Below are 15845 nucleotides of genomic sequence, written 5' to 3'. Positions count from 1 at the left end.
GGCGGCGCAGACGGCCGCGCCGGACGACGCCGCGCCACCCGCCCCCGCCGCCGCCCCGGCCAAGGGCCAGCCCGCCAAGACGCCTGGCCGGCAGGCGTCCAAGCTCGCCTCCGTCGCCGGAGCGGCCGATCCGGAAGCGGACGGCCCCGCCGTGCTCGGAAGGATGCTGTCGAAGCCGGCCGTTCCGGGCTCGTCCTTGCTCGTCCAGACGCCTGTCCTGGACAAGAAATGGACAGACTGGGTAAAGAGCGGCAAACCGCTCGCGGAAGTCGCCGCTTCGCCCGGCCAAGCGACGGCTTCGGTCGGCTGGCTCGACCCGCAGTGGTGCGACTGCCGGCCGGGCAAGGATTCGGCCTCGCCGCGCAAGGCTATCGAGGCATGGAAGCCGCTCCAGGAAGGCAAGCTGGCGCTTCGCTCGGCGATGATCAATTACCATGCCAGGACGGGCAAGTGGCCGGCCTCCAAGGACCAGCTCGCCGGCGCCTACCCGGCGAATACGATGGCGGGCTGGAACGAGGAGATGACGGCCTGGCTGGGCGAATTGCGGAAGGAGCTCGCCAAGGTGGACGGCAAGGCAGCCGCCGCTCCCGCTTGGCCGGACGCCAGCGGGCCGGCGGAAGGATTCGGAACGCCCGCGGGCAAGCTGGAGCCGCTCGCGGAGCAGCCGCTCGAGATCGTGGTCGACAAAAAGCATCATCGGCTCGCCGTTCTGAGCGGCAACGTTTTGCTGAGGAATTACGAGGTCGGGCTCGGCGGAGATCTGACTCCCGAAGGAACGTTCGCGATTACGGAGAAGGTGCGCGACCCGAACGGCAGCTCGACCGGCACGTTCGGCAGCCGGGGAATGACGCTGTCGGACACGCTGTACGCGATCCACGGAACGGACGAGCCGGACAGCATCGGCAAGGACGAGTCTCACGGCTGCATCCGCATGAACAAGAAGGACGTCGAGGAGCTGTACGATCTCGTCTCCATCGGAACGAAGGTCACGATCGCCAAAGAGGGTCTGCCGACCGAACTGCGCGCCCCCGCGGAGCGGTTCCGGCTGACGCCGGCGCAGAACGAGACAAACCCTCATAAGAAATATAATTGGTTAAACTAGGGCGAGAGGTTCCGCTTCCAGGTTAGATGTTCAGGATGAGCAGGGTGCCCACGGCCGCGACGATAACGGCGAAGGCCGCGCCGATCCAGATCAGCGCCCGCTTGTTCACTTCTTCCTTCGGCTTGGACTGGGGAATCGCGGGAGGTCTCTTCTTGGCAGAGCTCACGTCCATCAACCTTTCTATCGTTAAATAAAGAAGATATGCCCCTATTGTAAACGGTTGCTACCCAAAAAGCCAGACGTTCGGCGCGCGCGGATGGGCGGTTCATCCCTTTTCTTTTGCCCGAGAAAAGGCTAAACTGTTACCCGAAAGGTTTTTGTCAAAGAAAGGATGTCTGTCGGTCGGATGTATAAGCTGGTCAAACCGTTATTTTTCAAAATGGACCCCGAAGCGGCCCATCACCTGGTCGTGGACGGACTCGGAACGGCGGCCCGGATCCCTCTCGTTCCTTCGCTGCTCTCGGGCCTGTGGGGCGTCGGCTCCACGCCGGAGCTGGCCGTCGACCTGTTCGGCTTGCGCTTCTCCCATCCGGTAGGCTTGGCCGCCGGACTCGATAAGAACGCCAAGGCGGTCGCGGGCTTCTCCCGGATCGGCCTGAGCTTCATGGAGGTCGGCACGGTGACGCCGCTGGGGCAGCCCGGCAACGAGTTGCCGCGCCTGTTCCGCCTGCCTTCGGACGAAGCCCTGATCAACCGGATGGGCTTCAACAACGAAGGGGCGGACGCGATGGCCTCGCGCCTCGCCAAGCTCGGACGGCACCGCATCCCGATCGCCGTCAACGTCGGCAAGAACAAGGCCACGCCGAACGAGAAGGCGGCGGACGACTACCGCGAATGCTTGCGGCGCCTGTACGCGCACGGCGACTTCTTCGTCGTGAACATCAGCTCGCCGAACACGCCGGACCTTCGGAAGCTGCAGCACGGAGACGAGCTGAAGACGCTGCTGGACGCGGTCCGCGACGAGATGGACCTGCAGGCGAAGAAGCACGGCGGGACGGCGAAGCCGATTCTCGTCAAGATCGCCCCCGACAACGACGAGGAACAGCTGGGCTACATGGCGGAAGCGATCCGGCTCAGCGGGATGTCGGGCATCATCGCCACGAACACGACGATCGGCCGGGACGGACTGTCCCATCCGCACAAGGACGAGACGGGCGGACTGAGCGGTCGCCCGCTGACGAAGCGATCCACGGAGATAATCCGTTCGATCTACAAGCTGACGGAGGGCCGGCTGCCGATCATCGGTTCCGGCGGCATCTTCTCCGCTCAGGACGCTTACGACAAGATTCGCGCGGGAGCTTCCCTCGTCGAAGTGTATACGTCCCTTATTTACAAAGGTCCCGTCGTCATGCGAGAGATCGTCGCGGGGCTTAAGACTCTGCTGCGCAAGGACGGCTACGAGCGCATAACCGACGCGGTCGGGGCGGATCACAAGTAGCCAGCAGCCGGCGGCGCCGCCGGGGCGGCACCTTCTCGTCCGGTCGCGCCGGGCGCGATCGAACTTCTTTTGGGACGCGGCAGAAAGGAGTTTCCGCATATGGACGGTAGAGATTGGAACAAGTTTTTGCTTCCCTATCAGCAGGCGGTCGAAGAGCTGAAGGTGAAGCTTAAAGGGCTGCGTACGGAATTGAAAGCCCGCGACGAGTACGCGCCCATCGAATTCGTGACCGGAAGGGTCAAGCGCATCTCGAGCATCCTGGAGAAGGCGAAGAGGCTGAACGTGCCGATGGACCGGATCGAGACGGGGATCGAGGATATCGCGGGCATTCGCATCATGTGCCAGTTCGTGGACGATATCCATCGGGTCGCGGACCTCGTCCGGATGCGCCAGGATATGAAGGTCGTCTACGAGAAGGATTACATCACCCATTACAAGGACAGCGGCTACCGGAGCTATCATATTATCGTGGAATATCCGATCCAGACGTCGATCGGCTCGATGCCGGTGCTGGCGGAGATCCAGATCCGCACGCTGGCGATGAACTTCTGGGCGACGATCGAGCATTCCCTGAACTACAAGTACAAGGAGCAGCTCCCGGAGCATGTCCGCGAGAGGCTGTTCAAGGCGGCCGAAGCCGCGTTCCAGCTCGATACCGAGATGTCGAACATCCGGCAGGAGATCGTGGACGCCCAGCAGGACTTCGAAGGCAAGTCGGGCATCGTCCGCAAGGTGCTGAACGACATCCAGAGCCTGTACTTCTTCCGCCGGGTGCGGGAAGCCGCGCAGTTCCAGCTGAGGTTCAACGAGCTGTGGGAGCAGGAAGACATGTGGGGCCTGGCCGAGCTGTCCGCGGAGATTCAGGAGGCGCTGTCCCGGGCGGGCAAGAGCGGAACGACATGAACGGGGGAAAAGGGGAAGACCGAATGAACCGGACGAATCTGCGTTCCGGTTCTTTGTTTTTGGCCGGAGGCGCAGGCTTGGACATCATTGGATAGCCCTTCGCCGTCGTTTTTTCCGGACAAGGGATGGACAAGACCGCCGGACTCCCTTAAATTATACCTGATAGAGGTAGCCGGATGATGTGGGGGGCAACGAACGACGGGATGAGGCTGCCGGACAAATTCGAGAGCTCGATGCGGGCTCTGCTGGGCGAGGAAGCCGACGCTTTCTTCGCCACTTACGCGATGCCGAGAACGACGGGGCTTCGCCTGAACGGCTTGAAGCTGGGCCGCGCCGAATACGAAGCGCGGTTCGGCGCCGCGGGTCTGCCGATCCCTTGGGCGGACGGCGGCCTGTATACGGACGAGGACGATCGTCCGGGCAAGCATCTGCATTATTATCTGGGACTGTATTATATCCAGGAGCCGAGCGCGATGCTGCCGGCGGAGCTGCTGGACGTGCGGCCGGGTCACCGCGTGCTGGACCTGTGCGCCGCGCCGGGGGGCAAGTCGACGCAGCTGGCGTCCAAGCTGCAAGGCCGGGGGCTGCTGGTCGCGAACGACAACGCCGCGGAGAGAACGAAGGCGCTCGCGAAGAACGTGGAGAGAGCCTGCGCGGCGGGCGTCGTCGTGACGAACGAGGAGCCCTCGCGCCTGGCGGACGCGTTCGGCGCGTTCTTCGACCGGGTGCTGGTGGACGCGCCGTGCTCGGGGGAAGGGATGTTCCGCAAGGACGAGGACATGATCCGCGAGTGGGAGCGCCATTCGGTGGAGCGCTGCTCGGGCATGCAGCGGGACATTCTGCGCGAGGCGGCGAGGCTCGTCGCGCCGGGGGGCAAGCTGCTCTATTCGACGTGCACGTTCTCGCCGCTGGAGAACGAAGGCAGTATCGCCCGGTTCCTGGCGGAGCATCCGGAGTTCGACGTGGAGCGGATCGACGCTCCCGCGGAATGGGGGCTCGGCCCGGGGCGCCCCGACTGGCTGGCCGGGGACGAGACGGCGGGGCTGGCCGGCGAGCGGCTGGCGTCGCTGGCCGGAGCGGCTCGCGTATGGCCGCACCGCAGCCGGGGCGAAGGGCATTTCGCCGCGCTGCTCGTGCGGCGCGAGGGGGCCGGCGGGACGCCGGGGCCGCGGGCTTCGGAGCTGGCGGCATCGTCTGGTACGCAGGCAGCTGGTACGCCGGCAGCCGAACGCGCTGCAGCGGCCATGACGCCGCCGGGGGCGGTTAGGAGCCTCGCCGAGCGGGACGGCTCGGACGACGAACCGTGGAGCTTCCCGGCGATGGCGGAGCCGGAAGCGGGCGCGGCGACGGCTGCGTCGGCTGCCGGCGCCAAACGGGGGGCGAGGCCGGAGCCGTCGCCGCGAGGCCGCCGCGGAGCGGCCGATTCCGGCTCCCGGGCGCGCGGGAAGAACGCAGCCTCGCCGGAAGCCGACATGCGCGACAAGCTGCTGGCGTTCGTCCGGGACCACCTCCCCGATTGGAAGCCTCGCGGGAAGCTGTACGCCCGCGGCGAGCAGCTGTATCTGCAGCCGGAGGAGCTCCCGGCGCTCGGCCGGCTCCGCCTGGTCCGTCCCGGCTGGCTGCTCGGCTCGGCGACGAAGCATCGCTTCGAGCCGTCGCAGGCGCTCGCGATGGGGCTCAAGATGACCGACGCCGCCCGGACGCTGCGGCTCGCCGCCGGCGAAGCCGACGCGTCGAGGTACATGAAGGGCGAGACGCTCCAGCCCGATCCCGGCCGCATCGTCGGCCGGGACGGCAGCCCGGAGTCCGGCAGAGGCTGGACGCTCGTGTGCATTGACGGTTTTCCCGCCGGGTGGGGCCGTTGGGACGGTCATCTGCTGAAGAACGAACTGCTGCCGGGTTGGCGCTGGCTGTAGCGCGGGACGTCCGTCCGGCGCGGGCAATCGATGGATGAAGGAAGCGGGGCCGGAATGAAGAAGACGATCAGATTGGACAAGATGCTCGGGAACCTCGGCTACGGGACGAGAAGCGGCATCAAGGCGCTCGTCCGGCAAGGGGCGGTGACGGTCAACGGCGCGGCGGCGAAGGATCCGGGCATGCAGATCGATCCGGAGAAGGACGAGGTCGTGCTGGACGGGGAACGCATCGCCTATCGGGATACGGTCTACGTGCTGCTGCACAAGCCGGCCGGCTACGTCTCCGCGACGGAGGACAACCGGGACCGGACGGTGCTGGAGCTGCTGGACGAGGAGACGAACGTATTCTCCCCATTCCCCGTGGGGCGGCTGGACAAGGATACCGAGGGCTTGCTGCTGCTGACGAACGACGGCAAGCTGTCGCACGAGCTGCTGTCGCCGCGGAAGCACGTGCCGAAGACGTATCGGGCGTTGGTCGCGGGCGAAGTCGGGCAGGAGGACGTCGAGCGGTTCGCGGGCGGCGTCGCCCTGGACGACGGCTACGTCACGCTGCCGGCCGAGCTGAAGGTGCTCGCGGTCGCGCGGGCGGGGGAGAGCCTCCGGCACCCGGAGATGGCGCAAGCGGCGGATCGAACGTCGCGCGTTCCGGGGCTGCGGGGGGCCGAGTTGGCCGAGGCGCGGCGGCAGGGCCTGGCGCTCAGCTGGATCGAGCTGACGATCCATGAGGGCAAGTACCATCAGGTCAAGCGAATGTTCCAGGCGGTGGAGAAGGAAGTCGTCTATTTGAGAAGGGTTGCCATGGGGCCGCTCGGGCTGGACCCGGCGCTCGCTCCGGGCGAATGGCGGGAACTGACGGAAGAGGAACTCGCGGCATTGCGGGATTATCGGAAGGGGCAGCCGGAATGAACTATCGCATCATCGCATTGGACGTCGACGGAACGCTCATCAACGACGACCACGAATTGACTCCCCGCGTGCGGGGGGCGGTCCGGGCGGCGGCGGCGAGAGGGGCGGAGATCGTGCTGTGCACGGGCCGGGGCTCGACGAGCGCCCTTCCCGTGCTGGAGGAGCTCGGCTTGTCCGGCACGATGATTACCCATAACGGGGCGTCCACCGTGGACAGCGGGACGCGTCGGATCTTGCACGAGACGGTCATCGAGGCGGAGGCGGCTTCCCGGTACTTGGCGTACTGCCGGGAGCGGGGCATCCACTTCGACATGAACACGGCGTTCGATCTGTACGTGGAGAAGCTCACCGAGGAGAGCGAGAAGATGTACGGGCGCATGTTCGCCCGGCCGATCGTCCGGGAAGCGGAGAGAGGGCTGCCGGAGCAGACGGTGAAGCTCTCGATCTTCGCCGCCAAGGAAGCTCTCGACGCCGTCCAGCGGGATTGGGCGGCTTGGGAGGACGGGCTTCAGGTCGTTCGAAGCGGGGATTTCTTCATCGACGTGCAGCCTCATCATGCCTCCAAGGGAGCCGCTCTCGAGCGGCTGGCGGGGCTGCGCGGCGTCCCGCGCGAGCAAGTGCTCGCCATCGGCAATTATTATAACGACATCGGCATGCTGGAATTCGCGGGCTTCGGGGTGGCGATGGCCAACTCGCCGGAAGAGGTGAAGCGGGCCGCCGACGCGGTGACCGTCTCGAACAACGAGGACGGCGTCGCGGTCGTGCTCGAAGAGCTGCTGGCGGTCGCCAAGTAAAACAACGCCGGCGGAATGCCGGCGTTGCTCGGGTGGTGCGGAGTCTCGCGAGACTCCGGAGCTTCGCGGGATCGTTCAGGGAGCCGATCCGCGAACTCAGTAACCAGCTTTCAGGATGATGACAAGCAGGATGAACAGAACCAGCACGAAAGCTGCGGAAGAGTAGTAGCCGCCCACAACACCGGACATGCAAATTCCTCCTTCATCAAAGTGTTGTTGGTTGCCGACTTGGGATCAGCGCGTGAGACTGTCCCGTCGTTCGGTCTACACTATACTATGAAGGAGGCGCGTGACGGACTGGACATTTACCCCGGGGCAAACGATTTTGGATACATGCCCAGCTGGGGGAATGCACCCGAGCTTCATTCGTCCGGCGGAGGCATCCGCCGGACGGGCGGGAGGAGCGAACGCAGCCGCAAGCGATCGTCGGTTGCGGGGCGGGCGAAGCGCCGAGCCGCCCGGAATCGGAGCACGGCATAAAGTCGCGGAGAGCCTGCATCGGAGCTTCCTCGGAGCCTGCCTCGGTGCTTACGCTCGAGAAGGATCGGAGAACAGCCGCAGCCCTTTGGGGAGGCGGTTTTTGTGTTGGCCGTCGCTCGTCTTGAACCAGCCGAGAGGGTAGCCGTCCGCGGTGAACAGCCCCCAGCCCTTCGGCGAGCCCTCCCGGGCCGGCAGGCTCTCTCCGCGCAGATAGGCGGCCGTCTCCGGGCCGTCGGCCGGATAATCGCAGGCGTTGGCGGCAGCCGAGGCCTTGGCGGCCATGGCGAGAGCGTGTCCGGGCTCGAAGCGGCCTTTGCGCACGTCGCCCAAGTGCAGGCCGGGACGCGGCAGCTTGAGCCCCTTCATCGAGGAGGCCGACAGCGGCGAGCCTTCCGGGCTCGGCAGCCAATAGAGCGCGTCGCCGAACAGCAGCGGCTCGCCTTCGGCGGGCAGCTCGAAGCCCGGCAGCGCATCGGCGGCGAATTCGCGGAAGAGCCGGGCCGCGGCGACGGCTGGGGACGCCGGTCTGCCGGCGTCCCGGGATTTGCTTCTGCCGCGGGGAGGGGAAGCGGGCGCCGGGACGGCAGAGGCATCCGCGGACTTCTCGAGCACGGCGGCGTAATGGCCCTCGCCCTCGTTCCGGTGCGGCCACATTCTCTCCTCGCGGATCAGCGTATATTCCGGATGGCGGCTCAGGAACCAGGCGATCGTCTCCTCGTTCTCCTCGCGATTGAACGTGCACGTCGAGTAGACGAGCCGGCCGCCGGGCTTCAGCATCCGGGCGGCGTCCGGCAGGATGGAGCGCTGGCGGGCGGCGCACGTCTCCACCGCTTCGGGCGACCACTCTCCCATGGCGTCCGGGTCCTTGCGGAACATGCCTTCGCCCGAGCACGGCGCGTCCAGCATGATCCGGTCGAACGCCTCGGGCCAGCGGGCGGACAGCTCGTCCGGCGCCGCGTTCGCGACGACCGCGTTCGGAATGCCCATTCGCTCCACGTTCTCCGCCAATATCTTGGCGCGACCGGCGTGAATCTCGTTCGCGACCAGCAAGCCCCGCCCGGCCATCCGCCCCGCGATCTGAGTCGTCTTGCCCCCGGGGGCGGCGGCCAGGTCGAGGACGATCTCGCCCGGGCGGGGATCGAGCAGCTCCGCCGCGATCATGGCGGACGGCTCCTGTATATAGTAGAGACCGGCCGCATGCCAAGGGTGGCGGCCCGGCCTTGTCGCTTCTTCGTAGAAGTAACCGTGTTCGCACCATGGGACCGGCTCCAGCGAGAAGCGCTCCCGCATGGCCGCGAACAGGGGGGCTTCCGCCTCGATCTTGAGCGGATTGAGCCGCAGCCCGTAAGCTCGCGGCTTCTCGTAGCTGGCCAGGAACGCGTCGGCCTCCCCGCCAAGCTGCTGGCGGATCCGTTCGGCGTAAGCGGCAGGCAATTGTACCATCGAATCTATACTCCTTCGGCAGACGATGACGAATAATCGTTACCAGTATACACGACCTCGCAAACGGTGCAAACTCCGAAGAACGGCCGCCAGACCCGGGAGAGGAAGACCGTCTCGGCCTGTCCTAACGGCCGCCTCTTCTTGCGCCGCGGCTCCGCAATGATCCATAAAACCGGCAAAACCAAAACGCCGTCCGAGCGAAATTCCTTCCGCATCGAACGGCGCGCGCTTCGCGACTAAGCGAACCCAACAATACCTCGATACCTTGATCGAAAAATGGAAGAGCTCAAGAGGCCGACCGCAGATGCCTCTCCCCTTACACCGCGTTGTTCATCCAGTGCGCGTAGTCGGTCACCCGGTTTTTGCCCGACTTCTTGGAATGGTACATCGCCTCGTCCGCCTGCTTCATCAGCTTGTCCGCGGCGATGCCCTTCCCGGCGGCGCAGTGCCCGACGCTGGCCGTCACGATCGTCTCCTTCTCGATGCGCGCCCGAATCTTCTCCGCCACCGCGAGCGAAGAAGAAGCCGGTCCCGTGACGAACGCGACGAGCTCCTCGCCGCCGTACCGCCCGGGAAGCCCGATCCCGTCCGTCTCCTCCGTCAGAATCTGCGCGACCTGCTTCAGCACGACGTCCGCCTGCTGGTGGCCCTGGGTGTCGTTCAGCTTCTTGAAGTTGTCGATGTCGCAGAAGATGGCGCCGACCTCCCGGCCGGAACGGAGCGCATGCTCCAGCTGGTTCATGAAGAAGCGCCGGTTGTACAGGTTGGTGAGCCCGTCCGTGATCGAAGACCGGTAAGCCGACTGGAGAAGCTCGACGACCCGCTCGAACAGCACCATGAACAGCAAAATATAATACGCGATCGGCAATAGCGCCGCGATCGTCTCATAAAATGCATTGTCGGGGTACCCGTAGCGGTCGATGATCGTGACGAGCTGCAGCGCGAACGAGATGGAGAGCGCGAACACGTAGCGCTTCGGCTGGCCGATATGCGGCGCGAACATGAGAGCGAACAAGGGACTTAACGCCAGCATGAAGCCGTCCAGAACGGGGGAGTGGATGACCCCGACCTCCCAGATCTGGCGAAGCGATTCCCGCCCCGAGAAAATGACGCTTACGGAGATCGCGACGCAGATTCCGAGCAGGGAATAGTACCACGCTCTCGTCCGCGGACGCTTCTTATGGTACAGCTCGAACACGGCGAAGTTCAGCAATATAAAGGAAATCACCTGCAGCGTGCTGCCAAGGAACGTAAGCAGCGACTTCTGCGGGGCCAGCTTCAGCAGCAGCGCCAACTGGAACAGCTGGTGCGCGAGATCCAGCCCGAGCGAGTAGATCAGCGTGCGGTAGGTCGCCCTCCGGTTATGTACGTAAAGACGATAGGCCATGAAAAGCATCAATCCAAGAAGAATGACGACGATTCCCGAGGAGAAGGCGTACAGATGCTCGTCGTTCATCGGCCATACGGATGTGTTCATCATAGAGGCTCCTCGCATTTCTTTACAGAAACATATGTTCTAATATATCATAAACTTGATAGTCTAATATATCACAATTCACTAGGACCGAGAAAGCAGGACAAAAGGAGGGGATGACCATGAACGTATTGCAGGCGCTGTTTTTCCCCCCGGAGCAGCCGGGAGGCGTCTCTTCCATGGTGCCCTATATCAGGGAACGGTTCCGCAAACTCGGTTGGGAAATGGAGCTATTCTCTCTCCCGAAGCGCATCCGCAACAAGGGACAGGAAGACGTCGAATTCGAGACGTTCGACTGGCGGCAGTACGCCGGCCACGCCATCGTCGATAAATACATTCAGACGCTCAAGGATTACATCTGGTGGACGAAGCTCCGCCTGAAGGACAACAAGTACGACATCATCCACGCCCACCATCCGGTGGCGGCTCTCGCGATGAAGCGCATTTATCCGGACGTCCCGGTGATCATGACCGTTCACTCCAGCTTCGAGCGGGAGCTCATTCTGAACGGACGCATCGCCGCGGGCGGGCCCGAGCATCAATTTTTGACGAGAATCTACGGGGAACTGGAGAAGAAGACGGACCGTCTTCTGACCGTCTCCCATTCGTTCGCGGGTTATCTCGGCCCCTATCTGGAGCGGCCGGAGAAGGTCGGCGTCATTCCGAACGGCTACGACGAGAGAAGGTTCAAGCCGATCTCCCACGACAACGAAGTCGCGCAGCTGGTCACGGTATGCCGGCTCGTCCCCGCGAAGGGGATCGACATTCTGCTGAAGGCTTGCGCCGAGCTTCAGCGCCGGGGCCGCAAGTTCGTCCTCCATATTATTGGGGACGGACCGATCCGAGAAGAGCTGGAGAGCTTGTCGCAGCGGCTCGGGATTTACGAGGATACGATTTTCTACGGATATATGCTGCACCCGGAAGAGCTGATGCCGTTCTTCGACGTGTTCGTGCTGCCGTCGCGCGCGGAGTCGTTCGGTTCGGTGTTCGCCGAGGCGGCTCTATGCCTGCTGTCTCTCGTCGGCACTAACGTCGGGGGCATCGCGGAGCAGATCGAGAACGGCGTCAACGGCCTGCTCGTCCCGGAGGAAGATCCGGTCGCCCTCGCCGAAGCGCTCGAACAGCTGATCGTCGATCCGCATTACCGGTACGAGCTCGCCCGCGCCGCTTGGAACAAGGCGAAGAAGACGTATTCGCTCAACCGGGTCATCTCCGAATTGAAGAAGGTGTACACCGATATCGGACCGATGGGACCTGAGATGCAGCCGGAACCGGCCGAATAACATGCGCTGGGGATGAGAGAGAGAGAGAGGAGGGAGCGCATGGGAGTGCCGTTCGCTTTCCTTCATGCCGCGGATCTTCACCTGGACAGTCCGTTCCGCGGCTTGACCCGAGTTCCGCCCGCCGTCCGGGAACGGCTCAAGGAGTCGACCTTCGCGTCCTTCCAGCGGCTCGCGCTGCTGGCGAGACGCGAGAAGGTCGACTTCGTCGTGCTCGCGGGGGATTTGTACGACGCCGCCGACCGGTCGCTGCGCGCCCAGCTTCGCATGCAGCGGACGCTGGCGGAATTGGCGGAGGACGGCATCCGGACGTTCGTCGTCCACGGCAACCACGATCCCGCGAACGGGTGGCAGGCGAAGCTCGAATGGCCGAAGCTGGTGCATTTCTTCGGCTCGGGCGAAGTGGAGGCCGTGCCGGCTTACCGCCGGGACGGGGAGCTGGCCGCTTACGTGTACGGCATCTCCTACCCGGAGGCCAACGTCACGGACAACCTGGCGGCGCGTTACCGGGCACGGCCCGGCGCGCCTTTTCATTTGGCGGTGCTGCACGCCAACGTCGACGGCAGCGCCGGGCATGACGATTACGCCCCTTGCAAGCTGGCCGAGCTGGCTTCGGGGGACTTCCAGTATTGGGCGCTCGGGCATATTCACGATCGGCGCGTTCTGAACGAATATCCGCACGTCGTCTACCCCGGCAACATCCAGGGACGCAGCGTCCGCGAGACCGGCCCCAAGGGGGCCTACGTCGTCCGGGTGGACGAGGCGGGACGGATCGAGATGGCGTTCCGCGACACGGCCGACGTGCTCTGGAGCGAGAAGACGGTCTCGATCGAAGGCGCGGAGCGGGAGCAGGATTTGAAGGCGAGGCTGCTCGAGGCGATCGAGCAGGCGCGGGGCGAGGCGGACCATAGGCCGGTCGTCCTTCGAATTCGCGTCGAAGGCCGCGGCGCGCTCCACGACCGGCTGCAGCGGGAGACGGCGGCGGCCGAATGGCTGGAGGAGCTGCGGGAATGGTGCGGCTCTCCCGAGGAGCGGGACGATTGGGTGTGGGCGGACAGCTTGGTTATCCGCACTCGCGCCCCCGCTTCGGAGGACGGCCGAGAGGACGAGGACGGCTTCCTGGGCGTGCTGGCGCGAGCGGGACGAGAGGCGGCCGCCGACCCGGAGCGGTCGCGCGAGCTGCTGGACGGCGCGCTGGAGCAGGTCCGGCGCCACCCGAAGCTGCGCGAGTGGAGCGCCGCCCGGTCCGCCGAGGAGCGGGAGGAGCTGATCGGCCGCGCGGTGGAGCTGGCCGCCTGGCTGCTGCGGGACCGGGAGGAGCGCTGAACCGTACGGCTACGGGTTGAAGCGTGCCTGTACGCTGAACCGTACGGCTGTACGCTGAACCGTGCCTGTACGTTGAACGTACGGCTGTGGGTTGAACCGTTCGGGCGCGGTTGGGGCGGGCTGCGGTTGGCCGGCTCGGCTCGGCGCCATCGATTCGAGAAGCTTGCTTCTCGCGCTTCCGAAGCGGCCGGTTAGGGAGAGTTCGCAGCGGCTGAGATAGATTCGAGGGTAAGCGGCGATAAGCGCCGAAGTGTCTTAGCGGCTGAGATGCATATGAGGGAGAAGTCGCGATAGGGGCTTAAGCGTGTCATCGGCTGAGTGGGATGGTTTAAAGCAAGTGCGGAGCCGAAGAGCGGAAGCGGAAGGGGCGAAGGACGTGTACATACGAGAGGCGCATATCGACGGGTTCGGCGCGTTGAACGGCCGGACGTGCTCGTTCGACGCGCCGGTGACGGTCGTGTACGGGCCGAACGAAGCCGGGAAAAGCACCTTGCTGCGCTTCATCCGGAGTCTGCTCTACGGCTTCGCGAATCGCGGCCAGCCGGCGGAGCGGGCGGAGCCGGTGTACGGCGGGCGCCACGGCGGCAGGCTCGTGCTGCTCGAGGAGGGGCGGGAGCTCGTGCTCGAGCGGTATGCCGACATCCCGGTCCGCCGAGGCGGAGCCGTCGCGATTCTGCGCGACGAGAGCGGAACCGAGCTGCCGGTCACCCAAGCGGAGCTGGAGCGCCGCCTGCTCGGCGGCGTCTCCGAGAGGCTGTTCCGGCAGCTGTTCGCGGTGACGCTGGACGAGCTGCAGGAGCTGCGGTCGATCGCCGGCGAGGAGGTCGGCAACTACCTGTACCACGCCGGCATGGCGGGCGGAGCGGCTCTGACGGCGGCGAGCAAGACGCTCGAGGCGGAGATGGACAAGCTATTCAAGCCGAAGGGAGCCTTGCCGGGCCTGAACCGCGTCATGGCGGACATCCGGGAGCTGGAGACGGCCATCCGTCGCAGCCGCGCCGGCGAGGGCCCTTATAATGAAGCGGTTCTCGAGATGGAGGCGCTGGAGAAGGAACGGCTCGAGATCGAGAGGCGGCTTCCGGAGCGAAGGCGGGAAGCGGCGGCCGTGCGTGGAGCGATCGAGGCGAGGGAGACGTGGCTGCGGCTACGGGAGATTCGGATAGAGGAGGCCGAGCTCGAAGCCAGGCTGCCGGGCTCTCCGTCCGCTCCGACGGAAGAGGAGGCGGCCTTGCGGTGGGAGCTTCTCGTGCGCGAGCGCGGCCAGGCCGCGGAGCGGCTTCGCGAAGCGAAGGAGGAAGCGGATGCCGTCCGCCGGCAGCGGGAAGCGCTCGAATGGGACGAGCGGCTTCTGGAGCGGCTGCCGGTTCTCGAAGCGCTCGAAGCGAAGCGGGAAGCGGCGTCGGCGAGACGGGAGGAGCTCGCGGAGCTGGCTTCCGACCTGAAGCTGCAGGACGAGCTATTGACGGCGCAGCTGGCTCGGCTGTCTCCGGATTGGGGCGAGGACGAGCTCAAGGCGTTCGCCGCCCTGTCGGAGAAGGAAGCGACGCGGGCGCTGCAAGCCGGCCTCGCCGGCCGGGAGCGCGAATTGGAGCGTCTCGAAGCGGAGCTTCGCAGGCTCGCCAGGCAGAAGGCTTCACTTCAAGAGGAGAGCCTCGGAACGGAAGCGGAGCGGATACGGGGAGCAGGCCGGGAAGGAACGACGCCCGGCGCGCCGGCATCGCTTCCGTTCGGGGAGTTCGCGCCCCGGGAGCGGGACGAGCTGCTTCAAGCGTGGCATCGTCTGGAGGACGAGCTGCGGCAGTGGGAGCGGGCGAGGCTGGCGGCCGCCTTCGCGGAAGCGGAGGCGGCAGACGCGGCGGAGCCGCCCGACGCGGGAGACTCCGCGTATGATGCCGTCGGCTCGTCGCAAAGCTGGAGCCGGAGCAGGAGCCGGAACGGCCCGTCCGGCAGAGCCCGCAGCCCCGGCGGCATCGCCTCGGCAGGCGACCGGCGGCAGGAGAGCCGGCAAGCGCGGAAGGCGGCCGCGCTTCTGGCCGCGCTGGCGGCGGTCGCGGCGCTGGCGCCGATCGCGGCGGGGTTGAAGGGAGCCGCGCTCGCGGGGTTCGAATCGCTGGCGGCGTTCTTGCTCGCGGGCGCGGCGTACTTCTGGCGCCGAGCGAGGAACGGCGGCGCGGGAGATGGGTCCACGACAGTTACGCTCCCGGACCGGGATCCAGGCGGCGAACAGAAGCTGGCGAGGGCCCGGCAGGCCCGAGCCGACCTGGCGGCCGCCGAGCGGAACGTCGCCGCGGCTCTGAAGCGGCTGCTGAGGCGGCCGGACGAAGCGGCGGCGGCTTTGCTGCGCGGCGACGAGGCGGAGCCAGGGTCGCGGGCCCTAAGCGATGAGGGAGGCGGTCCCGGCTCCGGCGATCGGACCTTGCCGGACGCCTATCGGGAAGCGGCCGAGGCGGCCCGCCAGACGCTCCGGGAAGCGGTGCACGACGAGCTCGCCCGGCTGGACGGAGCGGAGCGGGAGCGGTCGCTTCGCCTGGAGCGGGAGAGGCGTCTGGCGGAAGGGGAGCGGGAGCGCGAGCATCTGGAGCGGGAGCGGCGCGCCGCCGCCGAGGAGCTCGACCGGCTTCGGCGGCAATGGCAGGCCTGGCTCGCGGAGCGCAAGCTGCCGCCCGGCCTCCCGCCGGAGCTGCTGCCCGAGCTGTTCCAGCTCGCGGAGCAGGCGCTGCAGACGCAGCGCCAACGCGCCCGCCTCGCCGAGCGGGCAGCGTCGCTGCGCGCCGGCCTCGCGG

The 15845-nt window shown here is 66.0% G+C and carries 13 protein-coding genes; 9 read left to right on the top strand and 4 right to left on the bottom strand.

Going from position 1 to position 15845, the window contains the following annotated elements:
- Positions 1-1102: L,D-transpeptidase (locus H7B90_RS10600; RefSeq protein ID WP_185135839.1), on the top strand; the 1102-nt coding region annotated here is incomplete at its 5' end.
- Between the two features lie 22 nt (positions 1103-1124).
- Here the strand turns inward: H7B90_RS10600 and H7B90_RS10595 are convergent.
- On the bottom strand, positions 1125-1268 hold the full coding sequence (locus H7B90_RS10595; protein WP_185135841.1) for a hypothetical protein: 144 nt from the start codon (positions 1266-1268) through the stop codon (positions 1125-1127).
- Positions 1269-1448: 180 nt separating this feature from the next.
- Between H7B90_RS10595 and H7B90_RS10590 the strand changes: the two genes are divergently transcribed.
- The 5 genes from H7B90_RS10590 to H7B90_RS10570 all read left to right on the top strand — a co-directional run bounded on the left by H7B90_RS10590 (position 1449) and on the right by H7B90_RS10570 (position 7059).
- On the top strand, positions 1449-2540 hold the full coding sequence (locus H7B90_RS10590; RefSeq protein WP_185135838.1) for a quinone-dependent dihydroorotate dehydrogenase: 1092 nt from the start codon (positions 1449-1451) through the stop codon (positions 2538-2540).
- Between the two features lie 99 nt (positions 2541-2639).
- The gene (gene yjbM / locus H7B90_RS10585; protein WP_185135837.1) at positions 2640-3443 is read left to right on the top strand and encodes a GTP diphosphokinase; all 804 of its coding nucleotides are present in this window, start codon (positions 2640-2642) and stop codon (positions 3441-3443) included.
- 176 nt (positions 3444-3619) lie between these two features.
- Entirely contained in the window at positions 3620-5359 is a 1740-nt protein-coding gene (locus H7B90_RS10580; RefSeq protein ID WP_260410930.1) for an RsmB/NOP family class I SAM-dependent RNA methyltransferase, read from the top strand.
- Between the two features lie 54 nt (positions 5360-5413).
- On the top strand, positions 5414-6265 hold the full coding sequence (locus H7B90_RS10575; protein ID WP_185135836.1) for a pseudouridine synthase: 852 nt from the start codon (positions 5414-5416) through the stop codon (positions 6263-6265).
- A complete protein-coding gene (locus H7B90_RS10570; RefSeq protein ID WP_185135835.1) occupies positions 6262-7059 on the top strand; it encodes a Cof-type HAD-IIB family hydrolase in 798 nt (265 codons plus the stop codon). Before H7B90_RS10575 ends, H7B90_RS10570 begins: the two co-directional genes overlap by 4 nt.
- Positions 7060-7155: 96 nt before the next feature.
- On the opposite strand, the gene yjcZ is transcribed toward H7B90_RS10570, so the two are convergent.
- The 3 genes from yjcZ to H7B90_RS10555 all read right to left on the bottom strand — a co-directional run bounded on the left by yjcZ (position 7156) and on the right by H7B90_RS10555 (position 10459).
- Positions 7156-7248, bottom strand: coding sequence for a sporulation protein YjcZ (gene yjcZ, locus H7B90_RS10565; protein WP_185135834.1), 93 nt, complete (start codon positions 7246-7248; stop codon positions 7156-7158).
- A gap of 339 nt (positions 7249-7587) precedes the next feature.
- On the bottom strand, positions 7588-8982 hold the full coding sequence (locus H7B90_RS10560; RefSeq protein WP_185135833.1) for an RsmB/NOP family class I SAM-dependent RNA methyltransferase: 1395 nt from the start codon (positions 8980-8982) through the stop codon (positions 7588-7590).
- 316 nt (positions 8983-9298) lie between these two features.
- Positions 9299-10459, bottom strand: a complete 1161-nt coding sequence (locus H7B90_RS10555) for a GGDEF domain-containing protein (protein ID WP_185135832.1) — start codon at positions 10457-10459, stop codon at positions 9299-9301.
- A 119-nt stretch (positions 10460-10578) separates the two neighbouring features.
- Here H7B90_RS10555 and H7B90_RS10550 point away from each other — a divergent pair, with 119 nt between their 5' ends.
- From H7B90_RS10550 to H7B90_RS33380, 3 genes are all read left to right on the top strand, one after another.
- Positions 10579-11739, top strand: a complete 1161-nt coding sequence (locus H7B90_RS10550; protein WP_185135831.1) for a glycosyltransferase family 4 protein — start codon at positions 10579-10581, stop codon at positions 11737-11739.
- Between the two features lie 39 nt (positions 11740-11778).
- Positions 11779-13062: a metallophosphoesterase family protein gene (locus tag H7B90_RS10545; protein ID WP_185135830.1), complete on the top strand. Its 1284-nt coding sequence runs from the start codon at positions 11779-11781 to the stop codon at positions 13060-13062.
- Positions 13063-13399: 337 nt separating this feature from the next.
- A partial coding sequence (locus tag H7B90_RS33380; protein WP_185135829.1) for an AAA family ATPase occupies positions 13400-15845 on the top strand: 2446 nt, incomplete at its 3' end.

This window comes from Cohnella xylanilytica (assembly GCF_014212175.1).
Taxonomy (GTDB): domain Bacteria; phylum Bacillota; class Bacilli; order Paenibacillales; family Paenibacillaceae; genus Cohnella; species Cohnella xylanilytica.
This window is presented reverse-complemented; position numbering and strand designations above follow the sequence as displayed.

What these genes read in the sequence shown, in the direction of transcription:
- H7B90_RS10590 (WP_185135838.1), top strand. Translation starts at nt 1,449, where the DNA reads ATGTATAAGCTGGTCAAACCGTTATTTTTCAAAATGGACCCCGAAGCG.
- yjbM (WP_185135837.1), top strand. Translation starts at nt 2,640, where the DNA reads ATGGACGGTAGAGATTGGAACAAGTTTTTGCTTCCCTATCAGCAGGCG.
- H7B90_RS10580 (WP_260410930.1), top strand. Translation starts at nt 3,620, where the DNA reads ATGATGTGGGGGGCAACGAACGACGGGATGAGGCTGCCGGACAAATTC.
- H7B90_RS10575 (WP_185135836.1), top strand. Translation starts at nt 5,414, where the DNA reads ATGAAGAAGACGATCAGATTGGACAAGATGCTCGGGAACCTCGGCTAC.
- H7B90_RS10570 (WP_185135835.1), top strand. Translation starts at nt 6,262, where the DNA reads ATGAACTATCGCATCATCGCATTGGACGTCGACGGAACGCTCATCAAC.
- yjcZ (WP_185135834.1), bottom strand. Translation starts at nt 7,248, where the DNA reads ATGTCCGGTGTTGTGGGCGGCTACTACTCTTCCGCAGCTTTCGTGCTG.
- H7B90_RS10560 (WP_185135833.1), bottom strand. Translation starts at nt 8,982, where the DNA reads ATGGTACAATTGCCTGCCGCTTACGCCGAACGGATCCGCCAGCAGCTT.
- H7B90_RS10555 (WP_185135832.1), bottom strand. Translation starts at nt 10,459, where the DNA reads ATGAACACATCCGTATGGCCGATGAACGACGAGCATCTGTACGCCTTC.
- H7B90_RS10550 (WP_185135831.1), top strand. Translation starts at nt 10,579, where the DNA reads ATGAACGTATTGCAGGCGCTGTTTTTCCCCCCGGAGCAGCCGGGAGGC.
- H7B90_RS10545 (WP_185135830.1), top strand. Translation starts at nt 11,779, where the DNA reads ATGGGAGTGCCGTTCGCTTTCCTTCATGCCGCGGATCTTCACCTGGAC.